Origin of the sequence: Rhizobacter sp., assembly GCF_046595475.1 — a bacterium.
Taxonomy (GTDB): domain Bacteria; phylum Pseudomonadota; class Gammaproteobacteria; order Burkholderiales; family Burkholderiaceae_C; genus Rhizobacter.
On sequence record NZ_JBKJOQ010000015.1, the window covers coordinates 1 to 18,829 of the forward strand.

The following is an 18,829-nucleotide window of genomic DNA, read 5'->3' on the forward strand; positions in this document are numbered from 1 at the left end:
CATGCCCACCGGCGGCGGCAAGAGCCTGTGCTACCAGGTGCCGGCGATCGCGCGGCACCGCGGCGGGCAGGGTGTGGCGGTGGTGGTCAGCCCGCTCATCGCACTGATGCACGACCAGGCGTGCACACCGGCTTCTTCGAGCGCGCCCACCTGGTCGTGCATCAGTGCGATGAGCGGGCTGACCACCACCGCCACACCTTGGCCGCCGCGGTGCCGCGCAATCGCCGGCACCTGGTAGCACAGGCTCTTGCCGCCGCCGGTGGGCATGAGCACCAGCGCGTCGCCGTTGCCCGCCACGTGGTCAATGATGGCTTGCTGCGCGCCGCGGAAGGCGGGGTAGCCGAACACCTCTTGCAGGATGTGCAGCGGGTCGGTCGTCGTGAGGGAGGGGGAGGCGTGAGGCGGCATGGCGTTGAGCCCGGCATGGTACGCGAGCACCTCCTGCGGTAGGCTCGTCTCCCCCACAAGGAGGCCCCATGACCGACCGCGCCAGCACCCTGCGCCAGCAGCTCATACGCAACTTCAACGACGTGCCGCTCAAGCACGACACCCGCGAGCCGCTGTACGACTCGGTGGGTGCCCGGCTTGCCGAAGGCACGGTGGCACTCAAGATGGGGGCGAGCATCGACACCGTTGCGCCCGGCAAGCGCTCCTGCCCCTACCACTTTCATTACGCCCAAGAAGAGATGTTCATCGTGCTCGAGGGCGAGGGCACGCTGCGGGTGGCCGGCGAGATGCTGCCCATACGCGCCGGCGACGTGATGTTCATCCCGCCCGGCCCGGCCTATCCGCACCAGATCTTGAACACCTCGGCCGCGCCGCTCAAGTACCTGTCAATCAGCACCAAAGACAAGCCCGAGATCGTGGAGTACCCCGATTCCGGCAAGTACCTGGCTTCGGCGGCGAGCGGCGGCGAGCCGTTTGGTTTTGCCCGCATGCACCGCGAGAAAGACGACCTCGACTACTGGGATGGCGAGCCCTGAAGCCACGGCCGTGCTAACTTCCCGCACCGGCGCGCAGCCACCCTCGCGCGCCCGGCCTCTACTCAGGAACTTCTTACCATGAAGCATTCGTTTTCTCCACGCTGGGCCGGTGCGGCCCTGGCCTTGTGCGCGGCAGCGGCCCCCGCCCTCGCACAGACCTCCTTGCCCACCGCCACCGTGCGCAACGTCACCGACACTTACTTCGGCACCAAGGTCGACGACCCCTACCGCTACTTCGAGAACAAGGCCGACCCCGAGGTTGCCAAGTGGATGAAGGCGCACAGTGACAACGCCTACGCCACGCTCGCGCGCATTCCGGGGCGCAACGCGCTGCTGCAAAAGATCATCCAGTACGACTCGGCCGCCTCCGACCGCGTGGCCCAGGTGGCGCGCGTGCCCGGTGACCTGGTGTTCATCGAGCGCCGCTCGGCCACAGAGAACCAGTTCAAGCTCTACATGCGCCGGGGTTTCAAGGGCGCCGACAAGCTGCTGGTCGACCCCGAAGCGCTGGAGAAGAAGACGGGCAAGCCGCACGCCATCAACTGGTACTCGCCCTCGCCCGACGGCTCGGTGGTGGCCTATGGCCTGTCGTCGCAAGGCTCAGAAGCGGCCGTGCTGCATTTGCTCAACACGCGCACCGGCAAGCCGATAGGCCAGCCCATCATGCGTGCCGATTTCGGCGGCATTGACTGGTCCGCCGACAGCAAGACCGTCTTCTTCAACCGCTTGCAAGCCCTGCGCAAGGGTGCGCGCGCCACCGACAAGTACCAGCACAGCCAGGCCATGATGCTGCAGGTGGGCCAGCCCGTGAGCCGCGCGCGTGTGGTGTTTGGCACCGCGGTGAAGGGCGTGAAAATCGGCGCCGCCGAGATCCCCCTCACCACCCTCTCGCACGATGGCCGCTGGGCCTTCGGCTATGTGATCAACGGCACGCAGCGCGAGCAGGGCCTGTTCGTGGCGCCACAGGCCAGCTTGCTGGCGGGCAAGCCGGCCTGGAAGCGCCTGCTCAACACCTCTGACGACGTGACTGGCATTGCGTACTTCGACGACGTGCTTTACCTCGTCTCGCACAAGGGCGCACCGCGCTCGCAGGTGCTGGCGCTCAAGCTCAAGTCCATGGACCTGAGCAGCGCCGAGGTCGTGATGCCGGTCTCGGACCGCGTGGTGGTCAACGTGGTCACGGCCGCTGATGCGCTGTATGTGGAAACGCGCGACGGCAACGTCAAGCGCCTCTTCAAGCGCCCGCATGGCACGAGCGCTGCGCCGGTGGAAGTGAAGCTGCCGCTCGAAGGCTCCTTCGAGCTCGCCAACAGCGAAGGTGGCGTGACCGCTGCCAACCCGCAGTTGCCCGGCGTGATCGTCGACCTGCAAAGCTGGAACAGCGCGCGCCAGGTTTACCTGGTGGGCGCCGACGGCACAGTCACCAATACCGGCCTGCAACCCACCGGCCCCTACGACTCGCCCACCGGCATCGTGACCACCGAGGTCAAGGTCAAGAGCCACGACGGCGCGATGGTGCCGCTCTCGATCATTCACCGCGCCGAGACCAAGCTCGACGGCAACAACCCGACCATCCTTTACGGCTACGCCAGCTACGGCGTGACCGAGGAGCCCTTCTACAGCGTGAGCCGCCTCGCCTGGCTAGACGCGGGCGGCGTGTATGCCGTGGCCAACCCGCGCGGCAGCAGCGTGTATGGCGAAGAGTGGTACCGCGGCGGCTACCAGGCCACCAAGCCCAACACCTGGAAAGACTTCATCGCCTGCGCCGAATACCTGGTGGCGCAGAAGTACACGCAAGCCTCCAAGCTCGGCATCCTGGGCGGCAGCGCAGGCGGCATTCTGGTGGGCCGCGCCATGACCGAGCGGCCCGACCTCTTCGCCGCCGTGATCCCGGCCGTAGGCGCACTCGACATGCTGCGCATGGAAACCACCCCCAATGGCGTGCCCAACATCCCCGAGTTCGGCAGCACCAAGACCGAAGCCGGCTTCAAGGCGCTGCTAGCCATGAGCACTTACGCCAACATCCAGCCCAACACGCCCTACCCTGCCGTGCTGCTGACGCACGGCGTGAACGACCCGCGCGTAGAGGTGTGGGAGAGCACCAAGGCCGCCGCCCGCCTGATGGCCAGCAGCACCAGCGGCAAGCCGGTGCTGCTGCGCCTGGCCTATGACGCCGGCCACGGCATCGGCAACACCAAGAAGCAGCAGCTGGAAGAGCGCGCCGACATGTTTGCCTTCTTCCTCTGGCAGATGGGCGTGGCGGGGTATCAGCCGGCCAACCCCTGAGTGCGGCCGGCCCCAAACGAACAGCGTTGCCGCTAGCCGCCGCGCTCGCGTGCCTCGTTGCTGTGTCGCTGCGCCACGCATTGCGGGTGCTGTACAAAGCGAGTGCTCGCGCATTCGCGGCTGACGCAGATCGCTTTGCTGAAGAAGTTGCGGCCGCTGCAGGCCTCGTCTGGCGATCTCGGCGACTTCGTTGACTGGTGGGCTACCACGGTGGCTCGCCTGCGGGTCGTGGCCGGCGGCGCATCGGCAGCAGCGGGGGCGTCGGGTGTGCGCGGGGCGGCGACGACGGGCACAGCCTCCAGTGCATGCGCCGTGGGTGCAGGGGGCAACGGTGGCGCCGCCGTCTGGGCGCGGTAGCCCCAGCTCGCAACTGTCCCCATCACCAGCACAGCGGCAAACCCGGCGCTCCACTGCCAGCCGCGTGGCCGGTTTGCCGCCACTGCGTCGGCGCGAGAGGGCAGTGTGCCGGGGCGTTTCAGCCGGCCGCTCAGCGCCTCGCGCATCTGGCTCACATCTTGGGGGCGGTCTTCGGGGGCCACGGCGAGCGCCCAGTCGAGCGCCTGCAAAAAAACGGGCGAGAGCTTGCCGGGCGAAGCCGCCAGTGGGCGCTGGCTGTCGCGCACCGCACGCGCCACCGCCGGCACGGGCGGCTGGCCTTGGATCATGTAGTACGCCACCGCGGCCAGCGCGTAGAGGTCGGTCCACGGCCCCTGGCGCATGCCCGCCACGTCGGCGTACTGCTCCACCGGCGCAAAGCTGGGCTTGAGGATGGTGGTGATCGTCTGCGTGCAGTCACCGATCACCTTGCGCGCGGCGCCGAAATCCAGCAGCACCGGCGGGCCTTCGAGCTGCACCAAGATGTTGTCGGGCGACACGTCGCGGTGGTACACCCCCTCGCGGTGCAGCACGTCCAGGGCTTCGAGCATCGGCTCCATCAGCGCGCGCAGCCACGCTTCGCTGAGGGGCTCCTGCAGCGCGCCGCGCTCTTGCTTCAGGGTGCGGCCCGGGTAGTACTGCATCACCATGTAGGCCGTGCCGTTGTCTTCCCAGAAGCGGTGCACCTTCACCAGCGAGGGGTGGTCGAAGTTCGCCAGCAGCTGCGCTTCGTTGACGAAAGACCTGAGGCCGGCCGCAAAGGTGTCGGCGTACTGCGGCCCGCGCAGGGCCACCCAGGCACCCATGGCGCGCGCCGCCAGCGCGCTGGGCATGTACTCCTTGATTGCCACCTGGCGCATCAGCGCGTGGTCCAGGGCCAGGTAGACGATGCCGAAGCCGCCAGCGCCCAGCACGCAGAGCACCTCGAACTCGTCCAGCCGCGTTCCCGCGGGCAGGGCGTCGCGTACGTCGCAGGCGTCCGACCCGATCGGGTCGCGTCGGCTGAAATTGGCGGTGGTCGCCAGGGGGTCGTTGACAGGTGGCATGGCGGGAAATTGGTGAAGCAGACTGCTTTCCCTCGGACGGGGGATTACCCCGTCTCCCCCATCATTACCGGTGCCGCCCGGCATGACGGTACGGTAAGCTGGCGACAGCACGCGTTCGCGTGAAATTCAACCGTTTCGCATTGATCCTTCGGGACAATCCCCTCTTTCAAAGCAGGAGCCGGCCATGGCCTCGATCAACAAAGTCATCCTCATCGGCAACTTGGGCCGCGACCCCGAAGTGCGCTACACCCCCAACGGCGCTGCCATCTGCAACGTCACCATTGCCACCTCGCGCAACTGGAAAGACAAGACCACCGGCGAGAAGCAAGAAGAAACCGAGTGGCACCGCGTGGTCTTCTTCGACCGCCTGGCCGAGATCGCCGGCGAGTACCTGAAAAAGGGCCGCCCCGTCTACGTGGAAGGCCGCTTGAAGACCCGCAAGTGGACCGACAAAGACGGCGTGGAAAAGTACACCACCGAGGTCATGGCCGACAACATGCAGTTGCTGGGCGGCCGCGAGGGCGGTGGCGGTGATGAAGGCGGCGGTGGTGGCGGTGGCTACAGCCGCGGTGCGCAAGGTGGTGGTGGTGGTGCGCAAGGCGGCGGCGGTGGCGAGCGCCCCGAGCGCAGCGCCCCGGCGGCACGGCCTGCGGCCACCAAGCCTGCGGCAAAGTCGTCGACCGGCTTTGACGACATGGACGATGACATTCCGTTTTGATTGAGCCCGCTGAAGCAGCTTGCTGCTGCATCACAAGAGCCCGCCGCTGAAGAGTTGCGGGTTTTTGTTTGTGGTGTCAGCGGTGTTGATTTCTATATCTGGTCATACGCCAGCAAATGCCAACTGTCGAAGAACTGCTCGCGCTTGATCTTCTTACGCTCACCGAGCACACGGAGCGGGCTGGTGATCGCATTGACCCGCAGCTACACGCCGTGAGCATCAAAGAGTCGCTTGCTTGCTCACGAACTTGCGAGGTCCGCCGAGACGGAGAGCTTGTGGCTTACGCAATGCTCAATCGGCGGTCCGGTTCTTCCTGGTTTGTTCGCGGTTTCAACACTCACCCTGGCCATCGCACTGCGCCGGTCATTCGAGATCTGTTGCGGCAGGTAGGTCAGGTTGCACAGCAAGAAGGAATCGCCGACCTGCGAAGCAACGTCTACAAGACGAACAAGCTGTCCATGCAGTTTCATCGGCGCCTTGGCTTTCGCGTAACCAAGGAAAATTCAAAAGGCGTCGAGTTCTATGCCACGGTAGAAGAGCTGGCGTCTAACCCTGCCGTCGAGTGGGCGTCACCCGGCGAACCGGGCGCCACCTCTCATCTCAAACGTTAGACCGCATCCGGAGCACTCATCCATGAACACATCGGTTCCTACCCTTTTCGAGTGGCTCGGCGGCATCGAAGCTCTGAATCGCCTGACTACCCGCTTCTATGAGCGAGTTCGCGACAACACTGTTCTTGCTCCGGTCTTCGAGCACATGGGCAGTGACCACCCGCAACACGTCGCGGCATTCCTGGCAGAAGTTCTTGGTGGGCCATCAAACTACTCGGCCAGCCACGGCGGTCATCCGCACATGATTCAGCAGCATCTGAATCGCCACTTGAACCAAGCCCAAAGGCGAGAGTGGGTCGCGCTGCTGCTCGACACGGCAGACGAATTGCGAATGCCAGATGACCCAGAATTCCGATCAGCCTTGGTCGGCTATCTCGAATGGGGTTCGAGGCTGGCCGTCATCAATTCTCAAGCAGGCGCCACAGTGGATGAGCACGCGCCAATGCCCAAGTGGGGCTGGGGCGAAGTCAAAGGCCCTTACTTGCCGTGAAACCGACCGCGCTAAGCGCCACGCGAGCAAACCATTTAATCGAAAGGGCATGCCCCGGCAAACCGGGTCGCGCCTCTTATGTCCAACGCTAAAGCGCCTGAAATGAACCCCAAACCCGGGTACACAGAAATGAAGGCGTTCTTGCGCTTCTTCTCTCTGCGCTTTTTGGATCAGCGGTGTCAATCCGCTCATGATCGACCGATGGCCATGCTCGAGCGACACGAGCAAGAGTCTTCAAGTCGGGCGGAGTCCGCACTGCGCATGGCGGTAAACAACTGCCTGGAGATATCGTCTCCTTGGCCGTTGTCGCAGGTCGTCGCACTCGACGCGGAGATGCGTGCAAAGGGCGTTCTCAGCCTGTCGCATGTGCGGTCCCGGGTTTGGGGCCGATACGCCGCCATGCTCAAGCGCGGCGCCATTCGAAACCACGATGAGTCTGCCGTTGCCCAAGGGGTTCTGGCTGACTTGTCGCTTGCGCAGAGCCTGCCCGAAGTCGAGCGCCAGAGCCTTCACGCAATGGTCAGTGCGTACGGGCGAGTGCGCTCCACCCCTTCTACCGAAAGGGCTCGCCCAGGCAAACCGGGGTGAGCCTCTCACGTTAAACCCGTCAAACGGTGAGCGCGGCTTCAGTAGAGTTTTGCGGCTCGGCGGCAGGCCCCGCTATTTCTTCGCCAACACCGTGTGGCCGCGCTCCAGGCCGCGAAAGACCGATGCATCGATTGCATTCATCAGCCGGTCGACGGTCAGCCCCTCGACGTCGGGCACCCACTTCGCCAGCCAGATCAGCATGCCCAGCAGCAGCTGCACCACCAGCTCGGGCTCGCATTGCACGACAGAGCCGTCGGCCATGCCTTCCTTCAAGAACTTCACCAGCATGTTCTTCAGCCGCTCGGCCCAGGCGGAGACGGTCTTGCGCTGAGCCGCTTCGAGGTAGGAGTAGTCGCCGAAGTAGAGCTGCGCGCCGTGCTGCGCCGCATCGACGAGCATGCCGCGCATGAAGTGCCGCAGCTTCTCTTCGCCGGTGCCGCCGGCTTGGTCGGTCGCCAGCAGCAGGTGCTCGAAGCGCTCCAGCGAGTAGCGGTGGCAGGCATAGGCCAACGCCTGCTTGTTGGGGAAGTAGTAGTACAGCGCCGCATCGCGCATGTCGAGCTTGGCGGCGATCTCGGTCAGCGTGGCCAGCGCATAGCTCTTGGCATTGATGATCTCGATTGCGGCGTGAACGATCGCTTCGCGCATGCCAGCCGATTTGCGGCTGCGCGAGACAGGCTTGGTGGCTTTCGCCTTCGGTTTGGTGGTGGCCATCGGGGTGCAGAGGTAGGGGCGGTCGTGGTCACGCAGTGTCCCCCGACTACACACCGGCCAGCGTGCAAATTGCCGATTAGGGCCTGCCTTGCACCGCATCTCTCGCGAGCGCAGCCGCCTGGAGAGTCGACACTTTGGGCCACACGTACTGCCCTGTTCTGGTCACCGGCCGCCACCATGAAACTCATCGGAATTCCGCTGCGAAAACCTCGGTTCAATGAGGTGACGTCTGCCGTCATCATGGGCGCGGGCCTTTGGATACTCGCGGTGGGCCTGATGCATATCCTGCACGCTGACATCGGCAAGGCCGACGCAGGCGCCTTGCTGCTGGTGCTGCTGTGGGGCAGCGTCTCGGCGCGCCTGGGCATCCGCGTGGGCATGGGCACGCGCCACCTGGTGGCCAATGTGCTGGTAACGGCGCTGCTGCTGGGCGTCTACCAGGGCGCCTGGGCGCTCGCGGCCTGACGCGCCAGCCGCGCGTAGGCCGCAGCCTACGCCGTGTCGCGCTTTTCTCCTCTGCTGCTGAGGGCCTGTGCCGGGTAACTTTCCGGCACCCCTTTTCATCAACGGAGAAACGCCATGAACTTCATTATTTGGTTGATCGTCGGAGGCCTGATCGGCTGGGTTGCCAGCATGATCATGAAAACCAATGCCCAGCAGGGGATGATTCTCAACGTCATCGTTGGCATCGTCGGCGCACTGCTTGGTGGTTTTTTGCTGGCGCCAATGCTCGGCACCGGCACGATCAACAGCAACGACTTCAGCGTGGCGGGCCTTGGCGTCTCGCTGCTGGGCGCGGTGATCTTGCTGGCCATCGTGAACCTGGTGCGGCGAGGCAGCGCGCGCTGACCTGGCTGTGAGTCAGGCACTGCCTGCAAGCGCAAGCTGCGAGGCAGGCGGTGTCCGGCGCAAGCCGCCCCCACGCGGGGTGCGGCTTTGCAGTGACAGCGTTTCGGGGTGGCAGCGCGCGACGCAGAATCGCGGCTCGCTCACCTCGCCCGACGCACTCCATGACTGACCTTTCACGCTTTGCCATCACCCAAAAATGGCCGGCCCAGTACCCTGACCGGCTGCAGCTCTACTCGCTGCCCACGCCCAACGGCGTGAAGGTCTCGATCTTTCTCGAAGAAGCCGGCTTGGCCTACGAGCCGCACCTGGTGAGCTTCGACACCAACGATCAGCTGTCGCCGGCGTTTCTGTCGCTCAACCCGAACAACAAGATCCCCGCCATCCTCGACCCCGACGGGCCTGACGGAAAGCCGCTGGCGCTGTTCGAGTCGGGCGCCATCCTCGTCTACCTGGCCGAGAAGACCGGCAAGCTGATGCCGCGAGACGCGGCAGGCCGCTACGAGACGCTGCAGTGGGTGATGTTTCAGATGGGCGGCATCGGGCCGATGTTTGGACAGCTCGGCTTCTTCCACAAGTTTGCCGGCAAAGACTACGAAGACAAGCGCCCGCGCGACCGCTATGTGGCCGAGGCCAAGCGCCTGCTCGCGGTGCTCGATCAGCGCCTGAAGGGCCGCGCCTGGATCATGGGCGACGAGTTCACCATTGCCGACATCGCCACCTTTCCGTGGGTGCGCAACCTGATCGGCTTTTACGAAGCGGGCGAACTGGTGGGCATGCAAGACTTTCCCGAAGTCACGCGCGTGCTGCAGGCTTTCGTGGCGCGACCGGCCGTGGTGCGCGGGCTCAACATTCCCAAGCGGGCGTAGCCGCGGCTCGTTTTCGGGTGCGGGCCCGTCGCCAACAGGCCGCGGCTGCACAGGGTGTGGGCGGCTGTGAAGTGGCCGCCACTCCACCCTCTACCGGCCCAGTGTTCTCGTGAAACTTGATGATGCCGGGGCTGCTCGCGAAACCAACAATTCGCGACACCCGCTGGCGATCTGCGTGCCGTGCCCGCTGCGGATGCCCATGGTGGGCCTCAGGCCGCACGTGGGAGACGCGAGATGAGCAAGCTGTGCAGGCACTGGGTTGTGGGTGGGCTGATGGGTGCTTCGCTGATGGGCGCTGGGGTGGCGAGGGCTGCAGAGGCGGCCAAGGACGACACCTCCAAGCCGGCCACGTCCGAAACTACCACCGAGGTCAAGAGTTCCAGCGCGGCAGGTGACTACATCGGCGATTGCTTCGGGTTGAAAGGAAATCCCGATGTGAACGACGAGGGTGCGCGCACCTACCTGGTCACCGAGCAAAAAGAGCTGGACAACGATGACCGGCGGCTCACCGTGGTTCCCGGGAAGATCAAGTACTTTCCGCTTCGCTGCGTGGCCACCAGCCGCGAGAGAGAGGCCAAGCTGGCCAGCGAGCTCATTGCCCAGGGCGCCACACGGTCTGGCTATGCCTATGGCGTGCTGACCATGCCCTACAAGTACTTCCCGGGTGAGAAGAGCTTCACCGTCAATGCACCCGTGGGAGGCTACATGGGCTGGCGCCATGGGCGAGCCGGCAGCGGCACCACCTATGCAGTGGCCTTCACGCTCAGCTCGGTGAAGGCGAACACCGTCGACCCCAGCACACTGGTTGACAACAAGCCCGCTGTCACCGGCACCGCCCAGGTGGCCGCGATCTCGTTTGCCGCCGGGGTCATGTTTGACGTGCTGAAGTCCACGCGTGGCAAGCCCTTCAAGACAGGCTTGTTCATCGGGCGGGACCGGGTCAGCCAGGATCCCACGGTGGACTATCGCTTCAACGGCAAGACCTGGGTGGCCCTGCAAATCGGATTCGACTTCACCGACAACTGACCAAAGAACTGGCGGGCGCTCAAGGGTTCAAGACTCCTACCCCCAGGCGCACGTGCGGCGGCTGGCGCGTCAGTGCGTGCTCAGTTCAGCCCAGGCGTCGCGTGGCATGCCCAGCACATAGCCCTGGGCGCAATCGGCGCCGGCGTTGCGCAGCAGCTGAAATGCGGCGGCGTCTTCGATCTGTGGGGCAATCACGACCATGTTCATGGCGTGGGCCAGGTCGGTCATGGCGCGCACCATCATCACGCCCACTTCGTCTTGGGCCAGTGCCTGCACCAGGCTTGCGTCGAGCTTGACGGCGCTGAGCGGCAGGCTGCGCAAGTGGCCCAGGCCGCTGAAGCCGCGGCCGTACTCGTCAAGCATCAGCTTGGCGCCGAGCTGCGACAGCTCGGTGAGGATGGGCAGCAGCGGCGTGAAGTGGCCGGCGATCTCGCTTTCTTTGATCTCCAGGCACAACTGGCCGGGCGCAAAGGCACCGGCGCTCAGCAGGGCGCTCAGGCGTGACAGATAGCCCGCGTCGAGCAGCGAGACGGCGGCGACGTTGATGTGCAGGCGCGTGTCCAGGCGTGGGCTGTTCTCGGCGAGCGACCATGCCAAGTGGTTGAGCACCCAGGTGTCGAGCGCGGGCATCAGCTCGAAGCGCTCGGCCTGCGACAAAAAGGCGCGTGGCGCGAGCAAGGTGCCCACGTCGTCCAGCCGCAAGAAGACTTCGTGGCCGTACAGCGCAGACGGCACCGCCTGGCCCGCAGTCAGCTCACGCAGGTCGAAGATGGGCTGGTACTGCAGCGCAAAGTTGCCCGCCGCCAGTGCGCTCTTGAGCCGCTCGGACCACGACTGCTGCAGCGCGGCCAGAGCGCCGGCGTCGTCGCCCAGGTCGAACATGTGGATGCGGTTGCGGCCCTGGCGCTTGGCAATGTGGCAGGCCGCGTCGGCGCAGTTCATGGCATAGGCCGGTGAGAGCGTGTGTCGGTTGAGGCGGCTGATGCCCACGCTGCCCGACACCTCGAACTCGCGCCCGCCGTGGCTGAACCCGGTTTCATCGAGGATGGCGCGAAACTTCTCGGCCAAGGTGAGCATGCTGCCATCGTCGACGTTGCGCAGCAGCACGGCAAACTCGTCGCCGCCCAGGCGCGCCACCAGGTCGCTCTGGCGCGAGCGCGCCTTCAGCTTGCGCCCGATGCCCGCCAGCAGGGCGTCACCGGCCGCATGGCCCGCGGTGTCGTTCACGTGCTTGAAACGGTCAAGGTCGATGAACAGCAGTGCGCTCTGCTCGGTGCTGCGGCGCAGGCGAAAGATCTCCTGCTCCAGCATGTACTCGAAGTGCCGGCGGTTGTGCAGCTTGGTGAGGTGGTCGTGGTGCAGCTGCCATTGCGTCTCGGCTTCAAAGCGCTTGCGCTCGGCGATGTCGCGAAAGGCCACCACCACGCCCACGCACTCGCCGCCCTGGTGCTGCGGGCGCACGGTGCATTCCACGTTCACCAGCTCGCCGTCGGCGCGCCAGAACACTGTTTCCCAGTTGCTGAGCGAGTCGCCCAGCTCGTAGGCCTGCTGCAGAAAGCAGGTTTCGGGCGGCACGGCGCGGCCGCGCTCGTCGGCGTGGTGAATGCGCTCGTGCGCCGACAGGCCCACCAGCTCGTCTTCATGCGTGCACTGCAGCAGGCGCAGCGCGGTGGGGTTGACGAAGGTGATGCGCCCATTGCGGTCAACGCCGTACACGCCGTCGCCCACCGAGGCGAGGATGAGCTCAAGCCGCTGGCTCTCGGCCTGCAGGCGCTGCTCGCGCTCGCGCAGGCGGGCCATGCTGTCCACGCGTGCGATGAAGAGCTCGTCGGATTCGTTCTTGAACATGCACTCCATCGCGCCGGCTTCGAGGCAGTCGCTGATCAGGCCGTCTTCGTATGAGCCGGTCAGCACCGCGAGCGTGAGGTCGCGCGTGGTGGGCAGGTCGCGCAAGGCGCGGCACAGCGCGGCGCCGTTCAGGCCGGGCATGAAGTAGTCGATCACGGCGATGTCGAAGCGCTCGGTCTGCACCCTGGCCAGCGCTGCTTCGGCATGCTCGCAAGCCACCACCGCATAGCCGTGGGTGCGCAGCAGACGTTGGTACTTGGTGCGGCTGGTGCGCGAGTCGTCGACCAGCAGCACCTTCAGCGCGGCAGGTGACTCGGCGCTGGGCCGCGTCTCGCGTGCCACCTGGGCCAGCAGGCCGCGCAGCAGACGCGGCACTTCCGAAGGGCGCTGCAGTCGCTTGACCAGGGTGTAGGCGCGCTCTCCGGCGAGGCTGGCCTTTGCGCGCAACGGGTCGGCTGCCAGCACCAGCAGCGCCACGTGCTGGCAATCGGGCTTGCGTAGGCGCTGCACCAAGGCATCACGAATGGCTGAGGGGGCCGTCGACCAGCCCACGACCACCGTGCCCATGCCGCGCGACACCTCTTGCTCCAGTGCGCCCAATGCGGCGTCGTCGGCCGACACGGCCAGCACGCTGAAGCCGTGGCGCAGCAGCAGCTTTTCCATGCCGCGGCGCAGGGTGGGAGAAGACTCGACGAGCAGCAGCCGGTGCATGATCGAATTGTTAGGGCTTGCCCATGTTTTCGGTGGGGGTGTTTCGTGACGGAGTGGTGCAAAGCGGGTGCGGGCCTGGACCACTGGGTGACGGCACCTCAAACGCGTCATGTACCCTGCGGCAAACCCCAAGCTTCACATTGCAGAACGTCTACGTGAAACACCTCCTCACCCTGGCCGCCCTCGCACTGCTGCAAGCCTGCGTGGTGGTGCCGCGCACCGACAGCGTCTACGACGAAGAGTGCAAGTACCAGCGCCGCCAAATGGTGCTTGAGGTGCAGCAGATCGGCGCCTTCGGCGGTTGCGCCAACGATGGCTGCGTGGCCCTGCTGGTCGGTGCCGGCGTGGTGGCCGCAGCGAGCGCGGTGGTGTCTAGCAGCATCGCCGTGGTGGGCAACGTGGTGTATTGGTTCGAGCGCCAGGGGCGCTGCGCGCGGCCCTAGCCGTAGGCCTGGCCCTGGCCCTGGCCTTTGGTCCCCAGGTGCTGCTGCAGGTGCGCCATGAAGGCCCGCACCTTCAGCGGCACGTAGGCACGAGAGGGGTAGACGAACCAGGCGCCGGTGTTGAAGTCGGTGGCGCTTACCTGGTGGCGCGTGAAGAGGTCGATCAGGCGACCGGCCGCGAGGTCGTCGGCCACCAACCATTCGGGCAGCAAGGCCACACCCATGCCGGCCACGGCGCAGTGCTGCAGGGCCAGCGCATTCGAGGCGTGCAGGCTGCCGCTGACCGGCACTTCTACTTGCACGCCTTGGCGGTCGCGAAAGACCCATCGCGAGCGAAACCCGGTCAGCGGGAACAGCAAGCAGGCATGGCGCGTGAGGTCGACCGGCCTCTTCGGCTTGCCCGCCTGTGCCGTGTAGGCGGGGCTGGCGCACACGCGGTAGGTGGTGCGCATCAGCGGGTGTGCCACCAGGCTCGAATCGGCCAGCGTGCCCAGGCGCACCGCGAGGTCGATGCGCTCGGCCACCAGGTCGACCACGGCGTCGGTCATCAGCAGCTCCACCTGCAGCTGTGGGTAGCGCTGGGCCAGCGACGGCAATGCCGGCACCACGCACTTCAGGCCGAAGGAATTGGAAGCCGTCACGCGCAGGCGGCCCTTGGGGCTGGCCGAGACATCGGCGGCAACCAGGTGCGCCTGCTGCAGCTCTTCGAGCAGCGGCTGCATGCGCTCGAAGTAGAGGCCGCCGGCCTCGGTGAGCGCGAGCTGGCGCGTGCTGCGCTGAAACAGGCGTAAACCCAGCTCGTGTTCGAGGGCCGCGATGCTGCGCGACACCGAGGACGGGTCGATTTCTTGCTCGCGCGCGGCGGCGGCAAAGCTGCCGAGCTTCACGACGCTTGCAAGCATCTCCAGAGCTGCGAGATTCATGGTGGAGGCCCTTGGGTGATTCATGCAGTTTATGCACGAGCTTCATGTTGATTTCTGTCTTTATTGTGGGTGGCGCACTCCCTAGAGTTCGCTCACCCCACACTGTCTTGAAGGACATGCCATGAAGATCCACCAGTCGACTGCCCTCGTTACTGGCGCCAACCGCGGCCTAGGCCGCGCTTTCGTTGCGGCCCTGCTGCAGGCCGGTGTGCGGCGGGTTTACGCCACGGCGCGCGACGAGGCCGGCCTCGCCGAAGTGCTCGCGCTCGACAAGGCGCGTGTGCTGCCGCTGCAGCTTGACGTGCTGGACGCCGCGCAAATCGCGGCCGCGGCGCGGTCGGCGCCCGACGTCAACCTGCTCATCAACAACGCCGGCGTGCTCGAGTTCGGCAGCATTCTCGAGGTGGAGCGCAGCAAGGTCGCGCACCAGTTCGACGCCAACTTCTATGGCCCGCTCGACATGGCGCGCGCCTTTGCCCCGGTGATCGAACGCCAGGGCGGCGGCGCGGTGGTCAACGTGCTCACGCTGGTGGCGCTGGCCAGCATGCCGGGCCTGGCGACCTACAACGCCAGCAAGGCCGCGGCATGGTCGATGACGCAGTCGCTGCGAGCCGAGTTGGCGCGGCGCGGCATCGCGGTGCATGGTGTGTTCCCGGGGGCGGTCGACACCGACATGCTGGCGGGTGTCGAGATGCCCAAGAGTGCGCCTGCCGAGGTGGCGGCGGCGGTGATCGCCGGCATCGAAGCCGACTGCGAAGACATATTCCCGGACCCCATGTCGACCCAGCTCTACGCCGCCTGGAAGCAGGACCACAAGGCGGTGGAGAAGCAGTTTGCCGCGATGTGACGGGGCTCAGGCCGGCTCTCGGCGCGCGGCGGCCATGTGCCGCAAAGTGACCGCCTGGGCCAGCAGCGACGCGGCCGCGGCCAGGGTGAATGCGAGCGCCACGCCCATGGCGGGCAGCGTGGCCGACAGCACGAAGCAGAAGGCCACGAACGAGTAGAGGCCGATGGCCATGGCGCGCAGCAGGGCCGCCGCAAAGGCCGCCCCCTGGCTGCAGTGCGAGAACACCGCGAGCACGATTCCCAGGATCGGAAACACTGCGAGCAACCCGCTCCACGCCGCGCCGACCTGGTTCGCCGAGGCCGTCACGGCCAGAGTGAGCACCGCACCGGCGAGCATGCGCCAGCCCAGCTCGTGGCGCGTGACCGGGCGCGCGCTGACGGGCGCGTTCACCGCAGGGAACAGAAGCGGCGCCAGCAGCAGGGTGAACAGCGACACGACCAACGAGAGCGTGGCGTGCAGCGGCAGCGTTGACAGGCCCAGGGCGGCGGTGCCCCATGCGCTCAGCCCCAGCCCGAGCGAGGCTGGCCACCGCAGGCGCTGCGCCGCGTGGGTATAGGCCAGGCTGAACGCCACCGAGGCCAGCACCGCCGACAACGACAGCACGGCCGCATGGGAAGCGAAGGCAGTGCCGTGCTCCATCGCCAGGAAGAAAAGGATGGGCCCGGCCACCACCGGTAGGCCGGCCAGCCAACCCGCCACCGTGGCGCCCCAGCGTTTGCCGGCCAGCGACACCAGCAGCAGGAAGGCGGGGACCAGCAAGAGCTTGAGTGCGAGCAAGGTCAGCTCTCGGGGGCTGCACCCGAACCTTCGCGCAGCTCAGTCTTGGTTGACACGGTAGCCAGTCTAGCCCGACGCACAATCGCCGCGATGAGCTTGCAGGAGACATCCTCCCTTTCGCACTTTCGCCCTCGCCTCACGCTGCAGACCCTGAGCCGCGGTGACGGCTTGCTGGGTCTGAAACCGGCAGGCCCCTTCGGCCCACGCGGGCCGAACGTGACCGTCGCGCAGATCGACTGGGTTTACGACCATGGCGACGGCACACACAGCGCGGTTGCGGCGCCCATCTCGGTGCTCAACAGCCGCGCGCCGGTGCTGCATCGGGTGGAAGACAGCCAAGGCCGCGAGCGTTCGCTGCGGCGCGACCGACGCGCCGAGGCCGATGCACTCGACGCGGTGTGGGCCGCCGGCCTGCACCCGGTGCCCGACGACGCCTTGCAGTGGCGCGCGCACGCGGCGCTGCCTGGCCCGCTCTGGACGCTGGAGCAAGAAGGGTTCTTCGGCGACTTCTGGGCCGAGCGCGTGCCCGAGTGGCAGGCCCAGGGTTGGGCTGTCGTGGTGCGCCCCGGCTTTGCACACGAGACGCTGTTGGTGGACGCCTGGCGACTGGTCATCGACCCGGTCAACGGCGAGGTGCTGGGCAAGGAAGTGGCCGCGCCGATGCGGCGTGCCCCCGAGGTGTCTGCGCTGCGTCTGCCTGAGCGAGAAGGCTCGTGGATGCTGTCGCTCGGCATTGAGGTGGCCGGCGAAACCTGGGACCTGGTGCCGCTGCTGGCCGACCTGCTCAAGCGCGACAGCCGCTGGCTAGACGCGCGCGGGGTCGCCGCCATCGACGACCTCGCGCTGATCCGCCTGCATGCGCCGGGCGGGCGGCGCATCGACGCGCTGGCGGCGCCGATCAAGGCCATCGTCGGCGCGATGATCGATCTGCTCACCGACCCGCGCCGCAAGGCCGGCGCTATCGCGCTCTCGCCATGGGAAGCGCAGCGGCTCGATGCCCTGCGTATCGGCTTGCTCAACACGCAAGCGCAGCGCGCCGGGCTGCACGGCGCGTGGCAACTCGAAGGCGAAGCGGGCCTGCGTTCGCTGGCGCAGCGTCTGCGCGGCGCCGGCACACCACCGTCGGTGGTTGCACCCGAAGGCCTGGGGGTGCGCTTGCGCCCGTATCAGCTGCAAGGCGTGGCCTGGTTGCAATACCTGCGCGAGCAGCGCCTCGCGGGCATCTTGGCCGATGACATGGGCCTGGGCAAGACGGCACAGGCCTTGGCGCACTTGCTGATCGAGCAACAGGCGGGCCGCCTCGACCTGCCCGCGCTGGTGGTGCTGCCCACCTCGCTGCTCTTCAACTGGCAGGCCGAAGCGCGGCGCATGGCTCCCGCCTTGCGCTTGCTCACGCTGCAGGGCCCTGACCGGGCGCAGCAGTTCGCCCGCATGGCCGAGCATGATGTGGTGATCACCACTTACCCGCTGTTGTGGCGCGACATCGAGGCGCTGGCCGCGCAGCCGTTTCACCAGTTGATCCTCGACGAGGCGCAGACAGTGAAGAACGCCGCCGGCCGCAGCGCGAATGCCGTGCGCCGCCTCGATGCACGCCACCGCCTGTGCCTCACCGGCACTCCGCTTGAGAACCACCTGGGCGAGCTGTGGGCGCAGTTCGACTTTTTGATGCCGGGCTTTCTGGGTGACGCGCGCAGCTTCGATCGGCAATGGCGCAAGCCCATCGAGGTGAACGGCGAAACGCTGCGCGCGCAGCTGCTGGCGCAACGCGTGCGGCCCTTCATCTTGCGGCGGCGCAAGCAAGATGTGGCGACCGAGCTGCCGCCGCGCACCGAGGTGATCAAGCGCGTGGCGCTGCAAGGCCGGCAACGCGAGCTGTATGAAAGCGTGCGCGTGGCGTCTGACGAGATCGTGCGCCGTCTGCTGAAGCGGCGTGGTTTTGCGGGTGCGCAGATCAGCATCCTTGATGCCTTGCTCAAGCTGCGCCAGGTCTGCTGCGACCCCTACCTGCTGAAGGGCGCCAAGATGCCCAAGACCATGGAGCGCGCCAAGCTCGAGCTGCTGCGCCACATGCTGCCGGCGCTGGTGGGCGAAGGGCGTCGCGTGCTGGTGTTTTCGCAGTTCACCGAGATGCTGGGCCTGGTGGAGGCCGAGCTTGATGCCTTGGCCTTGCCCTGGCTCGCGCTCACCGGTCGCACGCCGGTGAGCCAGCGCGGCGCGGTGGTGCAACGCTTTCAGGCCCAGGAGGTGCCGATCCTGCTGGTCAGCCTGAAGGCCGGTGGGCTGGGCTTGAACCTCACCGCGGCCGACACCGTGATCCACCTTGACCCGTGGTGGAACCCGGCGGTGCAAGAGCAGGCCACGGCACGTGCCCACCGCATCGGGCAGATGCTGCCGGTGTTCGTCTACAAGCTCGTGGTGGAAGGCAGCATCGAGGAGCGCATGCTCACATTGCAAGCTCGTAAATTGGCACTGGCAGAGGGGGTGCTGGGGCACGACGACTCGGCTGCTGCAAAGTTCAGTGACGACGACTTGCGGGCCTTGCTGGCGCCCCTGGGCTGAGAGAGCACGCCGAGGTGCACAGACCAGGCCCCGGCGTTACAATGCGCCTTCCCCTGAGCCGACTGCAGTGACGTCTGTCAACTGCCCAAAAGCCTGAAAACCTTCTTCGAACCGTCTCTGACAAGGCCCCCGTGCCTTGGCCTTGCGTTCGTCGCAATGCCAACCTATC

18 protein-coding genes and 2 pseudogenes are annotated in these 18,829 nt (G+C 66.4%); 14 read left to right on the forward strand and 6 right to left on the reverse strand.

Annotated features, from left to right (window positions below):
- Nucleotide 1 precedes the first annotated feature (1 nt).
- A pseudogene (locus tag AC30QB_RS03010) lies at nt 2-118 on the forward strand (DEAD/DEAH box helicase); the annotation flags it as partial.
- Here AC30QB_RS03010 and AC30QB_RS03015 read toward each other — a convergent pair.
- Nucleotides 73-408 (reverse strand): annotated as a pseudogene (locus AC30QB_RS03015) (DEAD/DEAH box helicase); the annotation flags it as partial. The pseudogenes AC30QB_RS03010 and AC30QB_RS03015 overlap by 46 nt on opposite strands.
- A 68-nt stretch (nt 409-476) precedes the next feature.
- On the opposite strand from AC30QB_RS03015, the gene AC30QB_RS03020 reads away from it, so the two are divergent.
- On the forward strand, nt 477-983 hold the full coding sequence (locus AC30QB_RS03020; protein ID WP_489544706.1) for a cupin domain-containing protein: 507 nt from the start codon (nt 477-479) through the stop codon (nt 981-983).
- A gap of 78 nt (nt 984-1,061) precedes the next feature.
- Nucleotides 1,062-3,269 (forward strand): prolyl oligopeptidase family serine peptidase, encoded by a 2,208-nt coding sequence (locus AC30QB_RS03025; RefSeq protein ID WP_489544707.1) that lies wholly within the window; start codon nt 1,062-1,064, stop codon nt 3,267-3,269.
- A gap of 32 nt (nt 3,270-3,301) precedes the next feature.
- On the opposite strand, the gene AC30QB_RS03030 is transcribed toward AC30QB_RS03025, so the two are convergent.
- Nucleotides 3,302-4,690 (reverse strand): serine/threonine protein kinase, encoded by a 1,389-nt coding sequence (locus tag AC30QB_RS03030; RefSeq protein ID WP_489544708.1) that lies wholly within the window; start codon nt 4,688-4,690, stop codon nt 3,302-3,304.
- 184 nt (nt 4,691-4,874) lie between these two features.
- Between AC30QB_RS03030 and ssb the strand changes: the two genes are divergently transcribed.
- From ssb to AC30QB_RS03050, 4 genes are all read left to right on the forward strand, one after another.
- A complete protein-coding gene (gene ssb / locus AC30QB_RS03035) occupies nt 4,875-5,408 on the forward strand; it encodes a single-stranded DNA-binding protein (RefSeq protein ID WP_489544709.1) in 534 nt (177 codons plus the stop codon).
- Nucleotides 5,409-5,524: 116 nt separating this feature from the next.
- The gene (locus AC30QB_RS03040) at nt 5,525-6,019 is read left to right on the forward strand and encodes a GNAT family N-acetyltransferase (RefSeq protein WP_489544710.1); all 495 of its coding nucleotides are present in this window, start codon (nt 5,525-5,527) and stop codon (nt 6,017-6,019) included.
- A 22-nt stretch (nt 6,020-6,041) separates the two neighbouring features.
- Nucleotides 6,042-6,509: a group II truncated hemoglobin gene (locus tag AC30QB_RS03045; protein ID WP_489544711.1), complete on the forward strand. Its 468-nt coding sequence runs from the start codon at nt 6,042-6,044 to the stop codon at nt 6,507-6,509.
- Between the two features lie 102 nt (nt 6,510-6,611).
- On the forward strand, nt 6,612-7,097 hold the full coding sequence (locus tag AC30QB_RS03050) for a hypothetical protein (RefSeq protein ID WP_489544712.1): 486 nt from the start codon (nt 6,612-6,614) through the stop codon (nt 7,095-7,097).
- 72 nt (nt 7,098-7,169) lie between these two features.
- On the opposite strand, the gene AC30QB_RS03055 is transcribed toward AC30QB_RS03050, so the two are convergent.
- Nucleotides 7,170-7,811, reverse strand: a complete 642-nt coding sequence (locus AC30QB_RS03055; protein WP_489544713.1) for a TetR/AcrR family transcriptional regulator — start codon at nt 7,809-7,811, stop codon at nt 7,170-7,172.
- A 177-nt stretch (nt 7,812-7,988) separates the two neighbouring features.
- Between AC30QB_RS03055 and AC30QB_RS03060 the strand changes: the two genes are divergently transcribed.
- From AC30QB_RS03060 to AC30QB_RS03075, 4 genes are all read left to right on the forward strand, one after another.
- Nucleotides 7,989-8,276 (forward strand): hypothetical protein, encoded by a 288-nt coding sequence (locus AC30QB_RS03060; RefSeq protein ID WP_489544714.1) that lies wholly within the window; start codon nt 7,989-7,991, stop codon nt 8,274-8,276.
- Between the two features lie 114 nt (nt 8,277-8,390).
- Nucleotides 8,391-8,660, forward strand: coding sequence for a GlsB/YeaQ/YmgE family stress response membrane protein (locus AC30QB_RS03065; RefSeq protein ID WP_489544715.1), 270 nt, complete (start codon nt 8,391-8,393; stop codon nt 8,658-8,660).
- Between the two features lie 161 nt (nt 8,661-8,821).
- Entirely contained in the window at nt 8,822-9,526 is a 705-nt protein-coding gene (locus AC30QB_RS03070) for a glutathione binding-like protein (protein WP_489544716.1), read from the forward strand.
- A gap of 234 nt (nt 9,527-9,760) precedes the next feature.
- Entirely contained in the window at nt 9,761-10,552 is a 792-nt protein-coding gene (locus AC30QB_RS03075; protein ID WP_489544717.1) for a hypothetical protein, read from the forward strand.
- A 69-nt stretch (nt 10,553-10,621) separates the two neighbouring features.
- On the opposite strand, the gene AC30QB_RS03080 is transcribed toward AC30QB_RS03075, so the two are convergent.
- Nucleotides 10,622-13,111: a putative bifunctional diguanylate cyclase/phosphodiesterase gene (locus tag AC30QB_RS03080; protein ID WP_489544718.1), complete on the reverse strand. Its 2,490-nt coding sequence runs from the start codon at nt 13,109-13,111 to the stop codon at nt 10,622-10,624.
- 155 nt (nt 13,112-13,266) lie between these two features.
- Between AC30QB_RS03080 and AC30QB_RS03085 the strand changes: the two genes are divergently transcribed.
- Nucleotides 13,267-13,554: a hypothetical protein gene (locus tag AC30QB_RS03085; RefSeq protein WP_489544719.1), complete on the forward strand. Its 288-nt coding sequence runs from the start codon at nt 13,267-13,269 to the stop codon at nt 13,552-13,554.
- Here AC30QB_RS03085 and AC30QB_RS03090 read toward each other — a convergent pair.
- Complete coding sequence (locus AC30QB_RS03090; RefSeq protein ID WP_489544720.1) at nt 13,551-14,477, reverse strand: LysR family transcriptional regulator; 927 nt, start codon at nt 14,475-14,477, stop codon at nt 13,551-13,553. The two genes, AC30QB_RS03085 and AC30QB_RS03090, sit on opposite strands and share 4 nt — an antisense overlap.
- A 121-nt stretch (nt 14,478-14,598) precedes the next feature.
- Here AC30QB_RS03090 and AC30QB_RS03095 point away from each other — a divergent pair, with 121 nt between their 5' ends.
- Entirely contained in the window at nt 14,599-15,324 is a 726-nt protein-coding gene (locus AC30QB_RS03095) for an SDR family oxidoreductase (RefSeq protein WP_489544721.1), read from the forward strand.
- 6 nt (nt 15,325-15,330) lie between these two features.
- Here the strand turns inward: AC30QB_RS03095 and AC30QB_RS03100 are convergent, their stop codons facing one another.
- Nucleotides 15,331-16,101: a hypothetical protein gene (locus AC30QB_RS03100; RefSeq protein ID WP_489544722.1), complete on the reverse strand. Its 771-nt coding sequence runs from the start codon at nt 16,099-16,101 to the stop codon at nt 15,331-15,333.
- A gap of 90 nt (nt 16,102-16,191) precedes the next feature.
- Between AC30QB_RS03100 and AC30QB_RS03105 the strand changes: the two genes are divergently transcribed.
- Nucleotides 16,192-18,660, forward strand: coding sequence for a DEAD/DEAH box helicase (locus AC30QB_RS03105; RefSeq protein WP_489544723.1), 2,469 nt, complete (start codon nt 16,192-16,194; stop codon nt 18,658-18,660).
- Nucleotides 18,661-18,829: the final 169 nt, after the last annotated feature.